Origin of the sequence: Thermococcus piezophilus, from assembly GCF_001647085.1 — an archaeon.
Classification (GTDB): domain Archaea; phylum Methanobacteriota_B; class Thermococci; order Thermococcales; family Thermococcaceae; genus Thermococcus; species Thermococcus piezophilus.
The window spans coordinates 1,242,770-1,262,252 of record NZ_CP015520.1; the positions used below are offsets into that span (position 1 = coordinate 1,242,770).

Here is a 19,483-nt window from a genome sequence, read left to right on the forward strand (position 1 = left end):
TCGAAACGCTGATATAAAAGCCTTGCTGTGGATAAAGAATCCATCCACTGTTTCAATAAACTGGAGAATACATCAAGCCAAATGATATAGAAAAGAAGGAAGCGCGGAGCGCTGCTCGAAGAGGTTCACTCGAAGAGCCTCTTCCTGGCGGCCTCGAGCATGAGCTTCTGCTCTTCCCTGGCAACGGTCTTCCTGACGAGCTCGACGGCATCCGGGTTGGCGCTGACGCTGTCGATACCCATTCTGACGAGGAGCTTGACCATCTTCGGGTCGCTGCCGGCCTGACCGCAGATGCTGGTCTCGACGCCGTACTTCTTGCAGACCTTGATGACATTCTCGATGAGCTTGAGAACGGCCGGGTGCTTCTCGTCGTAGAGCTTGAAGACGCGCTCGTTGTCCCTATCGATGGCGAGGGTGTACTGGGTGAGGTCGTTGGTACCGAAGCTTACGAAGTCAAGGCCCTCCTTGATGAGGTCCTCGATGATGAGGGCGCTGGCCGGGGTCTCGATCATGACGCCCCACTCGACGTCCTTGTGCGGAATGAGGCCAACCTCCATGGCTATCTTCTTGGCCTTCCTGATCTGCTCCGGGTGGCTGACGAGCGGGAGCATGACACCGATGTTGTCGTAGCCCTCGTCAACGAGCCTCTTGATGGCCTTGAACTCGGCCTTGAGGAGCTCCGGCTGGTCGAGACCGCGTCTGATGCCTCTCCAGCCAAGCATCGGGTTCCTCTCTTCTGGCTCGTCCTCGCCACCTGGGAGCTCGCGGAACTCGTTGGTCGGGGCGTCAAGGGTCCTGTACCAGACCCTCCTCGGGTAGAAGGCCTCGACGACCTTCCTGATACCCTCGACGAGCTTCTCGACGAGCTCCTCTTCCCTGCCCTCCTTGATGAACTTGATCGGGTGGGCACCGATGCCGAGGATCATGTGCTCGGCCCTAAGGAGGCCAACTCCGTCCGCGCCGGTGGCGGCGGCCCTCTCTGCGACCTCAGGCATCGAGACGTTGACCTTGACCTCGGTGGCGGTGATGAGCGGAGCACCGGTGACAACTACCTGACTGCCAGCGGCCTTCTCCTCTTCGTCCTTAACGAGGCTCTTGACTATGCCCTCGTAGACGACACCCCTGGTACCGTCGACGGTAACGAGCATGCCGTCCTTGAGGACCTTGGTAGCATCCTTGGTACCGACAACAGCTGGAATACCGAGCTCCCTGCTGACGATGGCGGCGTGACAGGTCCTACCGCCCTCGTCGGTGACGATAGCGCTGGCCCTCTTCATGGCCGGAACCATGTCCGGGTTGGTCATGGTGGTGACGAGGACATCGCCCTCCTTGACCTTGTCTACGTCACTCGCGTCGAAGATGACGACAACCTTACCGGCACCAATACCCGGTGAGGCTCCGAGACCCTTGAGGAGAACCTTCATCTCCTCAGTCATCTCGGCGTCTTCTGTCTTAACCTCTTCCTTAAGGGTCGTAATCGGCCTGGACTGGACAATGTAGAGCTTGCCGTCGTCCTTGTCGTAGGCCCACTCGATGTCCTGTGGCCAGCCGTAGTGCTCCTCGATCCTGGCACCGATCTTGGCGACCTCGAGTATCTGCTCGTCGGTGAGGACCTGCTTCTCGACGTACTCTGGGCCGAGGTACTCGGCAGTCTTAACGGTGACGGTTCCCTTACCGGTCTCGGGGTTCCTGACGATCATTATCTCCTTCTTGGCGATGTACTTCTCCTTGATCTTCCAGGTGCCTTTCTCGACTATGTACTCGTCCGGAGAAACGGCACCGCTGACGACGGCCTCACCGAGGCCCCAGGCAGCGTTGATCATTATCTCACTCCTATCGTTGGTGACCGGGTTGGCGGTGAACATAACACCGCTGGTCTCGCTGTTGACCATCTTCTGGACGACAGCGCTGAGGTAAACCTTACTGTGGTCGAAGCCCTGTTTGGCCCTGTAGAAGGTGGCCCTAGCTGTCCAGAGGCTGGCCCAGCAACGCTTGACCTTCTCGAGAACGTCGTCCTCGCCGTGGACGTCGAGGTAGGTCTCCTGCTGGCCGGCGAAGGAAGCCTCCGGGAGGTCCTCAGCGGTGGCAGAAGAGCGGACGGCAACATAAACGGCGTCCTTGTTGAAGCGCTGGCTGAGCTTCTTGTAAGCGTCGACAATTTCTTTGGCTATATCCTCTGGCATCTCCATGGAGATTATCTTCTCTCTTATCTTGGCGGTATTCTCCTGGAGCTGCTTGCTGTCATCAACGTTAGTCTGGGCGATTATGTCCATAATCCACTCCTGAAGGGTTCTACCGTCCTCAACGCGGATGTTCTCAACGAAGTACTTGTAGGCCTTAGCAGTAACACAAAATCCAGGTGGAACCGGAATACCAGCGTTGTTAAGTTCACCAAGGTTTGCACCCTTTCCACCAACAAGGGCAACATCCTTCTTTCCGAGCTCTTCAAACCATTTTATAAACTTGTATTCGCTCATCCAAATCCCCTCCAAAGTGGTTTACCGCAATTGCTTATTGCGAGTGATATATAGAGAGTTTATATTTAAAATTAACTATCCAAGGATGTTCGCTGGAGTACAGGAATGAAAAGAGGGGGGAATGTGTCCATTTAAGTTGTAAGGCTGACCTAATTCTCCCTCCTGGCGTATATTTTGAACTTTCCTTCGTAGAACTTTTTGATTAGTAAGTAGTTTCCGCTCTCTTCGATGTTTAGGTAAGTTTTAGGTTCTTTGTATATTATTAGGTCATAGTAACCTCTTGCTATCTTTTCTCTCGTTTTGTTGCTGTACAGGATCATTTCTACACTTGCATCAGGGTAGTAGAAACCTGCCATCGTGTACAGGTACGGTGAAACTAAAAGTTTCTCAGCTTGATAATGGTCTGCAGCGTAGTTTAAAATATCTGAATCGTACTTTCCAACGACGTTCCAGGTATCCTTTAAGTCGTACGCTCTCCTGCTTATTGGCATGAGAAACAGCAATGCAAGGGCTAATATCAGCACAGTCCGGTACCTACCTAAGGTCTTTGGTCTAAAGTGTTCGACTGCATCGATGAGTATCATTACACCCTCCTCGGTGAGTATTGCCATGGCCGGTGCAAGAAATGTTATGAAACGCGTCTCCTTATGGGTAACTGTGAGTATACCCATCAACCCCATGAAGAACCAGCTTATGATGAGCCATCCCTCGTCATTCTTCTTCAGTCTGACGAAGCCAAGTGTCGTGAGCGCCGGCAGGAGATAGCCGAGGTCTTTGAGGAGCATATTGATGTAGTCCAAAACAGAGATGGGTCTGTCCAGCGTAACGACGCGCGAGGCTACACTGAAGGGTCTGAAAATTCCCCCGTAGTAGATGTGTCCCATGTAAAGCCAGGGGGCGAGTGTGAACGCCAATAATATCAACCCAATCCAGTACTCCCTTTTCTTGACCCATTTCCAGTGGTCTGTGAGGTAGAGATACACTAAAAAGACCACCACGATGGAGAGGCCGGTGTATCGGGTGAGGATCGCTAGACCTGCAGCTATGAATGAAATGTATATTCTCAGTACGTTTCTTTTTTTTCGTCCGGTGTAGAGCAAGTAGACGGCAAGGGTATAAAAGAACGTGAATTCGCTGTGAACCAGTTCACGCGTAGCCATCGTGAATGCTAGGGGATTGCTGATGAAAAATAGACTTGCAATTATGCTCCTCCTCTCGTCCCCGAATATGTCTCTTGCGAGTAGGTAAACGAGAACTGCAGTGAACGAGAAGAAGAATGCCGAAACGAGCCTCGCAACGAGGAGATGGTACTCCTCGGGAACGAAGTGGTAGAAAAGCGAAAGGGTGTATGGATATAGTGGGGGTCTATACATCATGTAAACTTCCTGATATGTGAAGCTAGTTATGTCATTGGCCAGATTTCGGGCTATATCTAGGTAGAGCGCCCCGTCGTAGGTGAGCGTGTTCCAGGGGGGCATCGTCGCGAGGCTGACTCCCAGAGCTAGGATAAATGGAATCAACGGCATCACGCGCTCTTTCTCCATCTTTCCACCTCCACCGCAAGGTATGCAAAAAATGCCATTGCAGACAGGAAAAACGTATCAAGCCCTATGGGCACTGCAAGAGTCATGAAAGTTACCGCGAGAACCTCCGTTGTTCTCCTTCTCTCCGAATCTGCAAGTGCTATACCGAGGAAGACTGCTTCTACCAGTCCAAGAATCCCGAAATCATAAGCGGGTTGACCGAAGAGGGTGTAGGTGTACCCCACATCCCTTCTGAAAAGCGCCCCGACGTAGCCCTTCGGGTTGACTGAGAAAATTATTGCTTGCTTTCCCCAGGGCATCCCGAGCTCAAAGAGCCTCTCGTAGACTGTGTAGGTAACGCCAGGACGATATAGAAGGGTCTCAGAGAAACCAAGCTTCCATTCGGGATACGTCTGGAGAGTAGTGTAATACCTGATAATGAAGACAGCAAAGACGCTGGAAAACACGACCGCTAGAATAGCGTAGCTCCTCCAGTTCCTTTTATCCCATCTGAGTTTTCCTGTCTGGACCAGCTTCAGAAAGTATGCCAGTGCAACCGCTATCCCCACTGTTCTGAAGGTTGAAACGATGGCTATCGCTTCACCAATGAGGAACACTTTAAAATCTGGCTTTATCGCTAGTATGGCCACTGTAAAGTATCCTGCCGTCAGATAAAGAAGTCTGAGCGATGAATAACGTGTTTCAGGCTGGAGGAGAGGGATTACACCAAAGACAAGGGGTACAATGGCCAGTATTACCACCGCTGCTATCAGGATAATGCGGAGTTTCCATCTGGCATTTTCTGAGTTATCCTCGACCTTATGCCTTTCGAAGTAGATAATCACGTGAGTTGTGACGATTATGGCCAGTGCGACAAGTAACCCCCACCAGCCCAGACACGAGGGCATAAGGAGCAATACTGCTAGGTACATTGCCGATTTGTACCGGTGTTGGATTCTCTCGCTTGCGCTATATGCAAAGGCAAGAACTCCGAGAAATGCCAGGGCATAGAGCAGGGAATCCCACTCGAGCTTAGGGAGAAGTTTAGGATAGGCAAGCTTTGCAACTAGGGCGAGGAGAATGTAAGCAACCGCGGAAATCCAGAATATCACGTTGAGCCTCATTCCGCAACCCCACTACCTTCTCTCTTTGCTGCCTTCCACCCATGTATTACTATGTATGCCCCCATCGCAAAAAGCAGATACACAGGGAGATCAAGTATCCCTGTCTCAACACCGACTATACCGTAGGCGAGGGTGGAATAGTAGAGGGCTTTCGTAACGGGATGTATGGCTTTCTGAATCAGCCCGTAGTAAAGGCCAAGCAGGAAACCCTCAAGAATTGCAAATACTCCGAAGTCCAAATACATCCCGCCCAAGAGGGTGGGGGTTATTGTAACGCCGTTGTGGACGTAGAGGAACTTGGCCACAAGACCCCTGGGGGAGTAGCCCCCAATAATGTATGAGGATATCCCAGTCCACTGAAGGTAGCCATGATAAAGACCTTTCCAGCCGGCGCGCCAGACTATTATGTCGAGGACAGAGGTGGAGCTCTGAACCCTTGTCAGAAGGCCTGCAGCAGTCTCTCCACGCAGGAACGTCATTCCAAGCCCAAGAACAAGGAGTCCTACAACAAGGACCGATATGTGGAGTACCTTGAGCCTTCCGCTCTCGCGCGTTTCTTCGTAGTACGCTGCACCCACTGCAAGCAGACTAACAAGAACTGGAGTCCTGTATGCGTAGAGGGTCACTGCTATGGGGTATATCAAGGAATATTTCTTTCCCCGCAGGAACAGATAGACGCTCGAGGGAACGCCGAGGAAGTACGTCAGCGCGGTGAGCTGGGGGTTGAGGCTAGTTCTTATGGCTGGGTTAATCAGCGGGATGCTCCGAAAGTTGAGGATCTGAATGATTATTATTGCGATGGCAGCCCAGAAGGCCAAGACTATGTATTTCTCCTCGATGTCCAGCCCCACATCCTCCCACTCAACCTTCGTTCCGCGGTGGATTCCCCATAGGATCGCAATGGAAAACACCAGACCCACGGCTACTGTCTTCGGCTGAGCTAAGCCGAGGGCTATAAAGGCCATGAAGAGTACTGGGATGAGCAGGGGTAACCCTTTCATCCAGCCCTCACCTCAAGAAGCTCCAGCGGCAGGTTTCTCTCCTCCGAGTTTACGTAGAGGATGCCGTACATGTAAACCCTGCAGTCGCCAAGGTACGCCTTAAGGTATGATATGGGCACCCTGTTGGTAGTTATCATTGCACCGTTGTAGCTAATCTGGTTTATTGTTACTGAACCGTAAGTCATATAGTCTGCCTTGTACTTGAGCATGCCCAGCTCTATCGGACTTACATTACCCTCTATATAGATTACTCCGGTGAACCTCTCGGAGTAAGCTTCGACAGTGAGGGAATTTATGATGTCATCCATTTCCCCTAACTGGGGTGGCAGTTTATAGACGTAGACCTTCCCACTGTAGTCTACCCTTATGAGCTTGGCTTTGAGGTCCTCCTTGGTGGCGCTCGGTCCCCCCACGCTGAGGACAGTTCCATTAGAAACTATGGTTATTGTCGACCCTTGAACGTTCAGTAGGGTCCCTTGTACGGTCTTTCCATTGACGGTTTCCACGGTTACCGTCACGTTGAAGCCCTTAGTGAGCAGTCCAAAGGCGTGGTTGGCGGCCTCGTATATTTCGCCGCCTTGGTAGTGCTGGATATAGTGGTTAATGGCAACGCCGAGAAGGGATATGACCACAACGATGGCTGAAACTTTTCTCCAGTCCATATCATCTCACCACGCTGTCCCGCTAAATCTCGTGCAGTTTCGGTCAGTTTTATATGTTTTGGTGGACTTCTTGGCCCTCCCGGTCATAATATTATCAGAATTATCGGGCATAGTATCCTGTTGTAGGAGCGTCAACAGGTCTAAAAAGGTCTGCAGTGCCTAAAAGTAGCCATCATAGGTGTTATCTGATGATCTTGGGCTTTTAAGCTACTTCACAGAACGAAATCTTTATATCTGTGTGACCTTCACATTATAGATGAACATCAGGATTAGGAGGTGTTAGGATGAACAAAAAGGCTCTGAGCCTTTTAGTCGCGGTAGTGATGTTACTCTCTGCGATCCCAGCGACAGTATCAGTGCTAGCAGTAACGACGACTTCAGTACATCAGTCTGAGAGCCCCCAGCAGATCGAGGTGGAGAAGCCCAGCAATTTCATACCTGGGGAAGTTCTTCAGAAGGAAATCCAGAAGGTTCTGGAAAGCAGAGGTAAGACGGTGCGCCTCATAGTGGCACCGGATAGGGATCACAGGACTGAGGTTTACAACGCCCTCAAGAGCCTTGGTAAGATTGACCCCATCAGCAAACCTGAGCTGCAGTTCATAGTTGTTGAAATGCCAGTTTCCAACGTTGAAAAGCTCGCTGAAATACCCGGAATACTCCACGTCTGGAAGGACGAGATGGTCAAGCTCGAGGAGCCCGTCGCACCTGAGGCAGGGGCAGGAGATGTTTCTCCAGATGCCAGCTTCCCCACTCACCCGGACATGTTCATGAGCATCTTCACGATTCACGCTTACGACACATGGGTTAATTATGGTGTCCTCGGAGACAATGTCACCGTTGCCGTTCTTGACACTGGAATTGACGTCGGCCACCCGTTCCTCCAGGTCACCCTCGATGGAAGGCCTAAGATTGTGAACATATACGACGCCAGTGACGAGGGGCTCGCGGAGATATACTACTCCACCAACACCACGTCTAGTGGCTACATAACAGTCGATAAGAACGTCACCCTGTTCTGGGGTGTTTATGCGCAGTACTACGGCCACGATGCATATTACACGAACTACACCATGGGAACCTATTACATCGGCAACATAACAGGTGACATGTACTATATAGGACTCCTCCCGGAGAGGTACTTTGACTTGAACTTTGATGGTGATAAGAACGATGTTTACCCGATTCTCGTCGTTGACAACAATGGCACTTACACCGCATACATGGATATCAACATGAACAATAACTTTACTGATGATACTGGGGTTGGCCTCTATACTGAGACAGGGGAGTACTTCACCTTCAACACCAGCCTCGTTAACGTTGCGTTTGCCGAGTTCATGGCTCCAGACTACGCAATGTTCATGTGGGACGCTCACGGTCACGGAACTCACGTCAGCGGTACCGTTGCCGGCGTTGGCCTTCCAGACGACCCGGTTTTCAGCGGTGTGTATGGAGTTGCCCCCAACGCCCAGCTCATGGAGGTCAAGGTTCTTCCGGGTGAGTTTGGATTTGGAAGGACTAGCTGGATAATCAACGGAATGATATACGCCACCCTCAACGGTGCGGACGTCATAAGCATGTCCCTAGGTGGTGGAGGCGAGATAAACGACGGTATAGAGAGCCCGGAGAACTTCTACGTTAACCTGCTAACCGACCGGTACGGTGTTACATTTGCCATAGCCGCAGGAAACGAGGGCCCGACCACCAACACCGTCCACTCACCTGGTGACAGCGACCTCGCCATAACCGTCGGCAACTACGTAGACAACGAGAGGGAGTCATTCTGGTACGGGGTTGATATGGGCATAATCTCTGGTCCAGCTATGAGCTCCAGCAGGGGACCGAGGGACGACGGTATGCTCGACCCCGACGTCATGGCTCCGGGTACCGACATATTCTCGAGCCTGCCGATGTGGTATACTATCGTTTACAACGACTCCAACAGATACTATGGAATATGGAGCGGTACCTCAATGGCCACTCCGCATGTCAGCGGTGCCGTTGCCCTAATGATTAGCTACGCCAAGCAGCACAACCTGACCTATGATCCCATAATGATAAAGCGCGCCCTCGAACTCAGCGCCAAGCCCGTCAATGGGACCCTTATAGATCAGGGCTTCGGCCTCATACAGGTGGATAAGGCCATCGAGGAGCTTGAGAAGCTCAGCCAGGAGCCGACCACCTACATCTTCGCCGGAACCACCTACACCGGCTTCAAGAACCCGATAGGCGTTCCGATGATCCCGATATCACAGGCCTATGTGGACTTCAACGGCTACTTCCAGAACGCCTTTGGCTTCCCGTACCTTTACAGGGGAGTCTACATAAGGAACGAGTATCCGGGAAGCGTTCCGATATACTTCTCACCGCTCGTCTATGAGCCAGGTTGGGGACTCCGGTACGTCTTCGAGAACAAGACCTACAGGATAAGCACCAACGTTAATTGGATCATTCCCAACACCACAGAGGTCACGATCAACGGCGCCAGTGCTCAGAGCATAGACGACCTCATAGGACAGTTCTCAATTAACATCGACTACTCCAAGCTCCAGAAGAGTGGAACATACGTTGGACTCGTTTACATCGACGACCCCGACACTAGCTACATCGACGGTTACATAGCTGTCACCGTCGACATTCCTGTGAACCCAAACGGTGAAAGCTATGCCAGGCTCTTCGACACCGAGAATCCTGGAGAAGCCAAGCACTACTTCGTTAAGGTTCCGCGCGCACCAAGGAGCTCCGCGTCACCCTCCGCATCGCAACCGACGCCGAGGGCAACCCGATTGGCAGAACGACCCTTTTCATCGCTAGGCCACTCGGTGAGGTCGTTGCTGCCTATGTCCCAGACTACTACTACGTCGGAGCCAACTCTGCCGGAAACGTCTACGAGTACACCTGGGTCATTCCCAACCCGATCGAGGGCACCTGGGAGATAACTGCCTACTCTAGTATATTCACCAAGTACCTCAGCGGCTACGACACTTCCCAGTACGAGATTGAGGTCAGCCTGACCTCAGTTTCCATCGAGCCTGAGCTCATACTCAAGGACGTTGCCCAGTCCTCAAACGTCACTGTCAAGGCCACCGTGAGCAACGACTACGATGACTTCAACGCCAGTGCCGTCGGCTATGGTGTTGGCAGGCTGGACGAGGCAGACGCCATGATCAGGGAAGTCAACCAGAGCGACTGGGATATTGTAGGTGCAGTGGAGGTCACCAGCTCTGACTACTACATCAAGTTCGGAATCACCCAGCCAGAAGACCCGAACGCTGACCTTGATCTGTACATATTCTACTTCCCGACTTACGAGGACCTAATGAACTTCACAAACTACACCCTCTACGATGAGCAGGTAGGCCCAACCTCCGACGAGGTATTTGAGAAGTTTATGCCAGAGCCGGGCTATTACTTCATCGCGGTTTACGGCTACGACACAGTTAACTACAATCCAATCCAGTACGTCTTCTACTACCAGATACTCGGCGATAACGGCAACATCAGCGTTGATAGTACTCCGTTTACATTCACAGAAGGCACCAGCAAGACTATAAAAGCCACTGTAGAACTCAACAACTATGGAACTTACCTCGGAGTCATGGGTCTCGTCGATTCTGACACTGGTGAGGCTCTCACCTACGCGCCTATGATATTCCAAGTGGGCAGTCCAGAGATGTTTGTGGCAGTCTATTCAGAGGCCACGCTTGGCAAGCAGTCGGTGCTTAAGATTAAGCTCCTTGACCTTGCCACTATGCAGCTGATAAACGCTCCAGCCAAAGTCATCGTGAACGGCAGGGAGTACTACACTGACAACGGTGAAGTGGATGTTTACTTCGTCCCACTTAAGTTTGAAGAGACCTTCAATATATACGTCATCAGTGACTACTACATGGACTACTCCGGAACATTTACGGTCAAAGTGAATGAACTCGCTGGCAATGAGGTTTACGATGCTACCCATATAAAACCATACATCGCCACGGGACTTGGCAGTGTAACCAAGATCAATGTTTCGGACAGCGGCACGATGATAGGGATTACCGCTGAAGGCCCCAGCGGTACGATTGGATATCTCCTAGTCACCCTTCCAGGTGACACCCAGTACGTCAAGGTCGCCGGCGATCATGTGCTCGAGTACTATATCCTTGAGGGCCAGAATGCAGTCTACACTATTGTCAAGGTCAGGTACGCATCCCCAGTTACAGTCACCATCGAGTACAAGACTGCCCGCTACATCGTCAGCACCTGGAACTACGTCTGGTACATGCTCTACTGGAGGTACGACCAGAAGTTCGACCCACTCTACCAGAAGGCCGTCGAACTCGGTGTTGACAACGAGACCCTTCAAGAGGCCATGCGCTACAAGGAGCTCGCCGACGAGTACTACGCAGAGGCAAAGAAGTACATGAACCCGTACAGAGAGAACCTCGCCGTTGCGGCACTTCCGTACGTCAGGAAGGCCTATCTCAACATCTTCAAGGCCTACACACTGCTCGAGGAGGCAGTTAACGAGATTGAAGGTTCCGAGGGCTGATGCCCTCTTTCTTTCCTTAGTTTTTCCTACCCAATGCTTTTAAACTGCCGCGCTTTTCTCCAACTGGTGACGCTCATGATATACATCAAAGTTTATCGCGTTCAAGGGGAGGTTTTATTGGCTGCCTGCGACAAGGAACTCCTGGGGAAAACCTTTCGAGAGGGGAAACTCAAATTAGAGGTAAAAGAGCGCTTTTACAAGGGTGAACTCGTTGAGCTCGACACCTTAGAGGAGCTCCTTGAAGAGGCAACGATAGCCAATCTCGTCGGTGAGAGGTGCGTGGAGAAGGCCATAGAGCTGGGCTACGTCGACGAAAATCGCGTTTTGCGGATTGAAGGAGTACCCCACGCTCAGATGGCGAAGATGAAGTGGTGATGGCCATGAGTGAACGCTTCTGCTACCGCTGCGGGATAAGCGAGGAGGAGGGAGGTCCCCTCATCGAGGGCCTCTGCCAGGTATGCTTCCGGAAGGAGAATCCGGTTCTCCTCATGGAAGGAGAGATAAACACAGAGCTGTGCCAGAACTGTGGAAGCTACAAGAAAAGGGGAGTCTGGGTTGATCCAAGCATCTACGAGCTTGATGAGCTTATTTTCGAAGTTGCTGAGGGTGCTCTCCTTGAAGAGCTTGGGGATTCCCTCGATGAACGCGTGAGGAGCTTTGAAGTAGTTTCAATGGAAGAGCTCGAGGAGGTTGAAGAACTCCCGGTCGAAGGAGCCCTTGTGGCTTTCCAGCCGGTGGACTGGCACATCGAGTATTTCCCTGCTATAATAACCTACGAGGTTCGCGTTAAGGCCAGAATACACGAGCTCCAGCACGAGCTCCACGAGGAGACGAAGTACGTTACTGTCTACGTCCGCCAGACCGTCTGCCCTCGATGTCAGAAGTTCCTTGGGGGCTACTTTGAGGCGATTCTGCAGGTCAGAGCGGAGGATAGGCCTCTGACTGAAGAGGAACGCAAGATCATTGGGAAGCTCGTTGAGGAGAAGGTTGACGAGATAATGCGCAAGGACAGGATGGGTTTCATTCAGGACACACTAGAGAAGGAGGAGGGCCTCGATTTCTACATGGGCTCTACCTCAAGTGCAAGAAAACTCGCCCAGGCAATAAAGGAAAGGTTCGGGGGCACAATAAGCGAGGCCTACGAGCTCGTTGGAATGGACAGACAGACGAGCAGGGAAGTTTACCGCACGAGTGTCAGTGTGAGAATTCCGAAGTTCCAGAAGGGGGACATAGTCGAGGATAAGCATGGCAACGTTTATGAGGTCGAGAAGGTTGACAACAGAGGAATGAGCCTCAGGAACCTTTCGACCAATGAGAGCGAGCACCTGGACTGGAAGACTGTGAAGAGGGACGGCATAGACTGGGTGGATCACGAGGAGAGGGAGGCCATGGTAACTAGCATAACTCCGAACGAGGTTCAGCTGATGGATATGGAAACCTATGAGACGTATGAGCTTGACAAGCCAGGCATTGATCTGAGGGAAGGTGAGATATACCGCATGGTGGAGGTCAGGGGCAGGAAGTACTTCCTTAGGAAGAAGGAGTGATCCGCTTTTGTCCGCCAACTTTTTTAACCGTAGGTTTTGAACCTCTTTTGGTGATTCTTATGAAGAAGACAGTCGTTATCATAGGTGGTGGAGCAGCTGGAATGAGCGCTGCATCTCGCATCAAGCGCCTGAAGCCGGAATGGGACGTTAAGGTCTTTGAAGCAACAGAATGGGTCAGCCATGCTCCCTGTGGAGTTCCATACGTGGTAGAAGGAATCTCACCGAAGGAGAAGCTTATGCACTATCCACCGGAGGTTTTCATTAAGAAGCGTGGCATAGACCTTCACATGAAGGCAGAGGTAATAGAGGTCGAAGAGGGTTCTGTGAGGGTTCGCGAGGAAGACGGAGAACACACCTACGAGTGGGATTACCTCGTCTTCGCCAACGGTGCCTCTCCTCAGGTCCCGCCCATAGAGGGAACCGAGCTTGGGGGGGTTTTCACCGCAGATTTGCCACTCGATGCCGTCGCCATAAGAGAGTACCTTGAGAAGAACGACGTTAAAAACGTCGTCGTCATTGGAACTGGTTACATCGCTCTGGAGATGGCCGAGGCTTTCGTCGCCCAGGACAAGAACGTAACACTCATCGGGCGGAGCGAGAGGATTCTGAGAAAGACCTTTGACAAGGAGATAACCAACATCGTTGAGGAGAAGCTTAAGAAGCATTTAAACCTCCGCCTCCAGGAGCTGACAATACGCATAGAAGGCGATGGAAAGGTCAAGAAAGTGGTAACTGATACCGCTGAATATCCAGCGGATCTCGTAATAATTGCCACGGGCATAAAGCCAAACACCGAGCTCGCAAGGAAGCTGGGAGTGAAGATAGGTGAGGCTGGTGCCATATGGACGAATGAGAGAATGCAGACGAGCGTTGAGAACGTTTACGCTGCCGGGGATGTGGCAGAGACAAGGCACATAATAACTGGCAGGCACGTCTGGATTCCGCTCGCCCCGGCAGGAAACAAGATGGGCTACGTCGCTGGAAGCAACATAGCCGGAAAGGAGATAAGCTTCCCCGGCGTCCTGGGAACGAGCATAACCAAGTTCCTTGATCTCGAGATTGGAAAGACCGGCCTCACCGAGGCTGAGGCAATAAAAGAGGGCTATGATGTCAGGACAGCCGTCATAAAGGCCAGGACAAAGCCCCACTACTACCCCGGCGGAAGGGAGATCCACCTCAAGGGCGTTGTTGACAACGAAACCAATAGGCTGCTCGGCGTTCAGGCGGTGGGTGCAGAGATACTGCCAAGGATTGACGCTGCAGCGGCCATGATTCAGGCTGGCTTCACAACCAAAGATGTCTTCTTCACAGATCTGGCCTACGCTCCACCGTTCGCCCCGGTTTGGGACCCGCTGATCGTTCTCGCAAGAGTTCTTAAGTTCTGAAGCTTCTTTTTTACAGCTCTTTTTACCTCATTAGCAGCAGCACGCTCCCACCCAAAAGGGCCACCCCGAGGCCAAAGGTCATGTCAAAGCCGAAGGCCGAGACGACATATCCGCCAAGGGCACTCCCGGCTATGTATCCTGCTGAGCTTATCACGTTGTAGGTTCCCATGGCACTTCCATTTTCCTTTTCACCGGCCTTTTCACTAACTATGGCCGTCGATGAGACGCCTATGAAGGTCCAGGAGTAGCCAGCCAGAGCGTATGAGACGAACGCCAGGGGGAGCAGTGCTGGAGAGACCAGCGCGCCGGCAGTGATTGCTACGAACGCCCCTGTCCTGAGAAGGAGGCCTTTTCTGAGCGTTCCTTCCTTGTTTTCACCCATGCTCATTCCGACGCGGGTGTAGTTGAGGGCTGCTATGGTTGAGTTGACGATCAGGGCAAGGTAGATGAGCTCCTTCGTGTAGCCGCTCTCCGTAAGGAGCACAGGAACCTGCGGGAAATACAGTCCTGCCGCTATCCAGAAGAGTAGGAACGAGATGTAGAACCTTTTCAGACCATTTGGAAGGCTGAAGTTGGTGTGGAGGATGAAGTTCGGGAAGTATCGGGCTTTTTCAATGACGTAGTTGCAAAAGGCCCGTATCGCCTTCCTGTTGACGTATATCGGGACCTCGCGTATCATCCTTTGGGCCATGAACACTGAGGGCAGGCATAGGAGGGCAAAGGCCATGAACAGCTGGGGAATCGTGAGGAACCTTGAGAGGCCAAAGCCGAGAACTAGACCGAGCATCCAGCCCCAGCCGCTTATCTCGTTGAACTTCCCTATACCGTAGTCCCAGCTGTGCTTTCTGACGCTTCTTAAAACTAGGGCTATCGGCACGGAAAGCGTCGATGCAAGGAAGAATGTGTAGGCGGTGTTTATTGCTGTGAGCTGTGCAGGAGTTCTCGCCAGTGCCATCAGCGTTAGGAAGAGTGGCACGCTCGCGAAGCCGAGCAGTATAAAGGGCTTCCTTCTCAGGGTCTTATCGCTGAGCTTTCCCCAGAATAAAGCGCCGAGCATTGAGGCTAAACTAGCAAGGGCGAAAGTTAAGCCAAGGTCGAGGCGTTCCCGCCAAGCTCAAGGAGGTAGAGGCTGACCAAGGCGGAGCCTCCACCTGTGGCTACCTTGAAGGGCACGAAGGAGTAAAACCACCGCGGCATCCTGGGGACGTAGCGGTAGCGGTTCGAGACCATTGCGTTTCTAACCGCAACCGAAACTCTCTGACTCATTTTCTCACCTTGAGGCCTTCGGGAGTCGCTTTCGGTTTAAAAAGATTTGTGACGCGGAGACGGCTATGATGTCCGGAATTGTTCATTGAATATGTGTGGAAGAAACGACAAAAGAAGAAAACCCTCAAGGTTCAACGACGTACTTCTTGCTCTCGTTGGAGAATCCCCTGAAGCAGCCAAGCTTCAGCTGGAGCACTGCCTTTTCGACGTTCACAACCTTCATCGAGGCTATGTGCGTTACCCCTGTGCCCTTAAAGAACTCTAGAAGAACCTGGCCCGTTGGATGGTCAAGCAGCATGTCGATGGTTCCGTTCAGGATGCAGGTTGCACTTGCCATTACTGCATCGACTTCTGGCAGAAGCCAGTACTTCAGCGAGTCGCTCAGTGTTTCGTTTACGGACAATTATGCCAAAAAGCTTAAATCCTCTTTCATATGTAAGATTCACTGTATGGAGCGGAAACTTATCGCGGCATTCATCCTGTGCATCCTCTTTACGGCTCTGCCCTTCGTGGTTAAATGGGGAGAGGGAAGGCTCTCGAGCACCATCTCAGTTCTTCCGTCTAATTCCTCGATAATAGCATCAAACGGAGTCATCTACGCTGGATCTGCAGTTTCTCATGAGGGTTCCGATTTGCTCTGTGTGGTTCCAGCTGAGGCCTACGTTCCTGAGCCGGGGACGGAGGTTATCCTTAATGTTACCGTGAAGTTCAAACACGCCCAGCCCTGTCCGTACTCTGATTGGGAGATAGTTACGGAGAATCCCGAAAACGTTGAGGTCATCAACGAGACTGAGACGGAGCTCCTTGATCCGTACACAGCTTTCAGGCAGTACGCCGTCAGAGTTCTCGACAACGGCACCCTTGACGTCGTATTTAAATACGGCAGTGGCTGTCCTTACGGTACTGAGGAAAGGGTAACCATCGGGTTCTACATAGGACAGCCCCCAGAGGATATCAATCTCACCGTGACGAATCCCGAGGAACTGTTCAACATCACGACTATGAACATCACCGGCATCGTCGAGGAGATCAACTTGGTCGATCGCTACTTCGTCGTGGATGGGAAGGCGATATGGGTGAGGGGCAGGTGGACGGGACCAAACGGGGTTGAATACACCTGGAAGGACATGCTTCTCCTTCTCCACGTTGGGGAGAGGGTCGAAGTCCTCGCGAGCTATGAAACTGGCGAGCTGAAGGCCGACGTCATAATCATAAACGGCCAGAGGTTTGTAAGGAGGTAGTGCTATGAGTTATAAACTGAGAATGTGGGTCTCGCTGACGCTCTTCGTCCTGTGGCTGATTACGGGGATAACTGGAATTATTCTGCTCATTGGTCCTCTTGCGGCCCAGCTTGGGTTCAACCTGCCCGTTGATCTGGCGGATACGCTTCATACTTACCTTGGCTTCGCCTTCTTCGGGCTGTCTTTTGTCCACATAGCAATCAACTGGTCGGCGATGAAGGCTTACTTCAGGAAGCTCCGCTAGTGAGCAAAGTTTATACGCTTTTAGGTTAACCTAATTCGGGTGATGACATGATAGCCTTTGGTCCTGTTCCTTCGAGACGGTTAGGAAAGAGCCTCGGAGTGAACAATATTCCAGATAAAGTCTGTTCTTATGCCTGCATCTACTGTCAGATTGGGAGAACCGTTAGGATGGAGTCGAGAGGAGGCCCTTCTACTGGCCCTCCTTCATAGTTAGAGGAGGTCCGCAAGAAGGTTGAGGCCGCCGAAGAGAGGGGCGAGAGAATCGACTATATAACCTTCGTGCCCGACGGCGAGCTGACCATCAACTCTAACCTCGGGAAGGAAATAGGGCTTTTGAAAGACCTTGGGATTCCGCTCGCGGTACTCACGAACTCGTCGCTAATATGGCGTGATGACGTAAGGGAGGAGCTGTCCCAACTCAATTTCGTTTCGTTAAAGCTCGACGCCGTGAGTGAATCCCTCTGAAGGCGCATAGACAGGCCTCACAAGAGCCTGAGCCTTGAGAAAATACTCAATGGAATGCTTGAGTTTAGGGACGGCTTCGACAGAACCCTCGTTACTGGGACCATGCTCATCAACTTCGGCTATGGAAACGAGTTTGAGAAGCTTGCCGAATTTTTGAAGGAACTTATGCCGGATAAAGCTTACATAGCCGTCCCTACGAGGCCACCGGCTGAGTCATGGGTAAGACCCGCTGATGAGGAGACAATAAACCGTGCATTCCAGGCATTCGCTGAAGTTCTCGGAGATGAACACATTGAGTATCTTATCGGCTATGAAGGGAACGCTTTTGCATTCTCTGGGAACATTGAAGAGGATCTGTTGAGCATCACTGCCGTCCATCCAATGCGCGAAGAGGCAGTTATGGAACTCCTGAGGAGGGCCAACGCCGACTGGGACACTGTTGAGAATCTTTTGAGTGCGGGACTGCTAATAGGACTGGACTACAATGGAAGGAAATTCTACATGAGTTCACTGAGGAGCAGGAGAAAACCTTAATTACTTCCCACAGCGAGTTTATCCGGGGGAATTATGTGTGAGTATACATATGAGAACAGTAGGAAGTGTAGACTAAAGGCTCTAGAAGGCTCCCAGTACTGTGCCCTCCACATACCGTACGAGGAAGGTGAGCGTTTATTTGGGGATGAAATAAGGCGCATTAAGGAGGAGACGTTTCTGAAGAGGTTAAAGTCGGGCCAGACGTATTTTGAGGGGGTCTACCTCTACGAAGTCACGATAAGCGATTTCAGGGCCAAGAAGCCGATAGTCTTCAAGAACTCTCACGTTAAGACGTTGCTCTTCGATGACGTGAGCATTCCCGGGCTGACCTTCTACAACTCTTCGGCTGGAAGAATTGTGGTCTTTGGGAGCGAAGTCGGAACGCTCCTCGTTCACGGCTCACGGATTTTCGGTCTCAACATTCTCCGCGTGAAATTTTCGAACTCGATATACATTAAGGACTCCAGCGTCCGCTACTTCATGCTGAATTCGACGGAGTACATCGGAAAGGCGGAGAAAGGTGAAGAGGAATATGGTGAGAGAAAAACAGCAACAGGAAGAATAGAACTAGCCAACCTGAGGGATGTACGGAGGATAGGTATAAACGTCAGGTATCCCCTCATGAAGCGTCTCCTCGAAGAGCACGGGATAAAGATCTCTAGTTCCGCGGAGAGAACCGTCAAAGCAACAGCCCTCGTCCTCAGGAACGTCCAGTTTGACCAGTCAGCGCGCTTTAAGAGGGAGGTCAGGCTGAGTGTGAGGCACTTCCACGGCCAGATTGTTCTCGAGAATCTCCACGTGTTCGGACACGCGGAGGTGCTCGGTGGTAGAATAAAGATTCCTGAGTTCGTCCACGTCACTGTGATGGGGAACTTCATATTCCGACGGGTTAGTTTCTACGGCGATGCAACCTGGAACGTAACCGTTCTCCCCCATCTGCCCCTTGAGCTCAACGTTGAGGGTTTTGTGGTCGTCGAGGAGTGCCGCTTCAACAACCCGAGGATGTCTGAGATATTCTACCGCATCGCCAGGACGAGCTGGGAGAGAAACGGGGACCTTGAACGCGCGGATGAATACTACTACCTTGAGATGGTCGCCAAAAGGCATGCGCGGCTAACTGCGAAGGTTAATGGTCTTAAAAAGGCCCTCCTAAAGCTGGAGGGAATATTCGAGTGGCTCTTCGCTGACCTGACGTGCAAATATGGAACGGACTGGAAGCGGCCCATACTTCTGTGGCTTGCCGCGGTGAACATTTTCTTTCCCCTTCTGTTCTTCCTGACTAAGAGCGTCCAGGGCCTCAGTGGGACGATGGGGTTCTTTGACTACGAGTACTTCAGCGTTGTCACTGCCACGACCCTCGGCTATGGTGACTACCACCCGATAGGAGTTGGTAGGGCTATTGCATCCGTTGAGGCACTATTCGGAATGTTCATGTGGGCTGTGTTCCTAACAGTCTTCGCGAGGAAGTACATGAGGTGAGC

Annotated in this window: 15 protein-coding genes and 2 pseudogenes; 9 read left to right on the plus strand and 8 right to left on the minus strand. The window is 51.8% G+C overall.

The window, feature by feature from the left end; translation table 11 throughout:
* Positions 1–125: 125 nt before the first annotated feature.
* From ppsA to A7C91_RS06845, 5 genes are all read right to left on the minus strand, one after another.
* Positions 126–2,477 (minus strand): phosphoenolpyruvate synthase, encoded by a 2,352-nt coding sequence (gene ppsA / locus A7C91_RS06825; RefSeq protein WP_068666068.1) that lies wholly within the window; start codon positions 2,475–2,477, stop codon positions 126–128.
* Between the two features lie 149 nt (positions 2,478–2,626).
* Positions 2,627–4,021 (minus strand): ArnT family glycosyltransferase, encoded by a 1,395-nt coding sequence (locus tag A7C91_RS06830; protein WP_068666070.1) that lies wholly within the window; start codon positions 4,019–4,021, stop codon positions 2,627–2,629.
* Positions 4,003–5,124 carry a hypothetical protein gene (locus tag A7C91_RS06835; RefSeq protein ID WP_068666072.1) on the minus strand — a complete coding sequence of 374 codons (1,122 nt, stop codon included), beginning with the start codon at positions 5,122–5,124 and terminating at the stop codon, positions 4,003–4,005. The genes A7C91_RS06830 and A7C91_RS06835 overlap by 19 nt, the downstream gene beginning before the upstream one ends.
* Positions 5,121–6,125, minus strand: a complete 1,005-nt coding sequence (locus A7C91_RS06840; RefSeq protein WP_068666074.1) for a hypothetical protein — start codon at positions 6,123–6,125, stop codon at positions 5,121–5,123. The genes A7C91_RS06835 and A7C91_RS06840 overlap by 4 nt, the downstream gene beginning before the upstream one ends.
* A complete protein-coding gene (locus A7C91_RS06845) occupies positions 6,122–6,787 on the minus strand; it encodes a phospholipase D-like domain-containing protein (RefSeq protein ID WP_068666076.1) in 666 nt (221 codons plus the stop codon). The genes A7C91_RS06840 and A7C91_RS06845 overlap by 4 nt, the downstream gene beginning before the upstream one ends.
* Positions 6,788–7,071: 284 nt before the next feature.
* Between A7C91_RS06845 and A7C91_RS11855 the strand changes: the two genes are divergently transcribed.
* From A7C91_RS11855 to cdr, 5 genes are all read left to right on the plus strand, one after another.
* Entirely contained in the window at positions 7,072–9,726 is a 2,655-nt protein-coding gene (locus A7C91_RS11855; RefSeq protein ID WP_234394328.1) for a S8 family peptidase, read from the plus strand.
* 149 nt (positions 9,727–9,875) lie between these two features.
* A complete protein-coding gene (locus A7C91_RS11860; protein WP_234394329.1) occupies positions 9,876–11,321 on the plus strand; it encodes a hypothetical protein in 1,446 nt (481 codons plus the stop codon).
* Positions 11,322–11,396: 75 nt separating this feature from the next.
* Positions 11,397–11,696, plus strand: coding sequence for a DUF424 domain-containing protein (locus A7C91_RS06855; RefSeq protein WP_068666078.1), 300 nt, complete (start codon positions 11,397–11,399; stop codon positions 11,694–11,696).
* A gap of 5 nt (positions 11,697–11,701) precedes the next feature.
* Positions 11,702–12,868 carry a 60S ribosomal export protein NMD3 gene (locus A7C91_RS06860; RefSeq protein ID WP_068666080.1) on the plus strand — a complete coding sequence of 389 codons (1,167 nt, stop codon included), beginning with the start codon at positions 11,702–11,704 and terminating at the stop codon, positions 12,866–12,868.
* Between the two features lie 59 nt (positions 12,869–12,927).
* Positions 12,928–14,253 (plus strand): CoA-disulfide reductase, encoded by a 1,326-nt coding sequence (cdr, locus tag A7C91_RS06865; protein WP_068666082.1) that lies wholly within the window; start codon positions 12,928–12,930, stop codon positions 14,251–14,253.
* A 22-nt stretch (positions 14,254–14,275) separates the two neighbouring features.
* Here the strand turns inward: cdr and A7C91_RS06870 are convergent, their stop codons facing one another.
* The 3 genes and pseudogenes from A7C91_RS06870 to A7C91_RS06875 form a co-directional block, all read right to left on the minus strand.
* A complete protein-coding gene (locus A7C91_RS06870) occupies positions 14,276–15,310 on the minus strand; it encodes an MFS transporter (RefSeq protein ID WP_234394330.1) in 1,035 nt (344 codons plus the stop codon).
* A 26-nt stretch (positions 15,311–15,336) separates the two neighbouring features.
* Complete coding sequence (locus A7C91_RS11865) at positions 15,337–15,519, minus strand: hypothetical protein (RefSeq protein WP_234394331.1); 183 nt, start codon at positions 15,517–15,519, stop codon at positions 15,337–15,339.
* 124 nt (positions 15,520–15,643) lie between these two features.
* Positions 15,644–15,910, minus strand: a pseudogene (locus tag A7C91_RS06875) (Rossmann-like domain-containing protein); the annotation flags it as partial.
* Between the two features lie 58 nt (positions 15,911–15,968).
* Between A7C91_RS06875 and A7C91_RS06880 the strand changes: the two are divergent.
* The 4 genes and pseudogenes from A7C91_RS06880 to A7C91_RS06895 all read left to right on the plus strand — a co-directional run bounded on the left by A7C91_RS06880 (position 15,969) and on the right by A7C91_RS06895 (position 19,481).
* Positions 15,969–16,760: a hypothetical protein gene (locus A7C91_RS06880; RefSeq protein WP_234394332.1), complete on the plus strand. Its 792-nt coding sequence runs from the start codon at positions 15,969–15,971 to the stop codon at positions 16,758–16,760.
* A 4-nt stretch (positions 16,761–16,764) separates the two neighbouring features.
* Entirely contained in the window at positions 16,765–17,004 is a 240-nt protein-coding gene (locus A7C91_RS06885) for a DUF4405 domain-containing protein (protein ID WP_068666084.1), read from the plus strand.
* A gap of 47 nt (positions 17,005–17,051) precedes the next feature.
* A pseudogene (locus A7C91_RS06890) lies at positions 17,052–18,002 on the plus strand (radical SAM protein).
* Between the two features lie 33 nt (positions 18,003–18,035).
* Positions 18,036–19,481 (plus strand): potassium channel family protein, encoded by a 1,446-nt coding sequence (locus tag A7C91_RS06895; RefSeq protein WP_068666086.1) that lies wholly within the window; start codon positions 18,036–18,038, stop codon positions 19,479–19,481.
* The last annotated feature ends 2 nt before the right edge of the window (positions 19,482–19,483 follow it).

Coding starts and splice junctions, on each gene's coding strand:
- ppsA (WP_068666068.1), bottom strand. CDS start 2,477: ATGAGCGAATACAAGTTTATAAAATGGTTTGAAGAGCTCGGAAAGAAG.
- A7C91_RS06830 (WP_068666070.1), bottom strand. CDS start 4,021: ATGGAGAAAGAGCGCGTGATGCCGTTGATTCCATTTATCCTAGCTCTG.
- A7C91_RS06835 (WP_068666072.1), bottom strand. CDS start 5,124: ATGAGGCTCAACGTGATATTCTGGATTTCCGCGGTTGCTTACATTCTC.
- A7C91_RS06840 (WP_068666074.1), bottom strand. CDS start 6,125: ATGAAAGGGTTACCCCTGCTCATCCCAGTACTCTTCATGGCCTTTATA.
- A7C91_RS06845 (WP_068666076.1), bottom strand. CDS start 6,787: ATGGACTGGAGAAAAGTTTCAGCCATCGTTGTGGTCATATCCCTTCTC.
- A7C91_RS11855 (WP_234394328.1), top strand. CDS start 7,072: ATGAACAAAAAGGCTCTGAGCCTTTTAGTCGCGGTAGTGATGTTACTC.
- A7C91_RS06855 (WP_068666078.1), top strand. CDS start 11,397: ATGATATACATCAAAGTTTATCGCGTTCAAGGGGAGGTTTTATTGGCT.
- A7C91_RS06860 (WP_068666080.1), top strand. CDS start 11,702: ATGAGTGAACGCTTCTGCTACCGCTGCGGGATAAGCGAGGAGGAGGGA.
- cdr (WP_068666082.1), top strand. CDS start 12,928: ATGAAGAAGACAGTCGTTATCATAGGTGGTGGAGCAGCTGGAATGAGC.
- A7C91_RS06870 (WP_234394330.1), bottom strand. CDS start 15,310: ATGCTCGGCGCTTTATTCTGGGGAAAGCTCAGCGATAAGACCCTGAGA.
- A7C91_RS11865 (WP_234394331.1), bottom strand. CDS start 15,519: ATGAGTCAGAGAGTTTCGGTTGCGGTTAGAAACGCAATGGTCTCGAAC.
- A7C91_RS06880 (WP_234394332.1), top strand. CDS start 15,969: ATGGAGCGGAAACTTATCGCGGCATTCATCCTGTGCATCCTCTTTACG.
- A7C91_RS06885 (WP_068666084.1), top strand. CDS start 16,765: ATGAGTTATAAACTGAGAATGTGGGTCTCGCTGACGCTCTTCGTCCTG.
- A7C91_RS06895 (WP_068666086.1), top strand. CDS start 18,036: ATGTGTGAGTATACATATGAGAACAGTAGGAAGTGTAGACTAAAGGCT.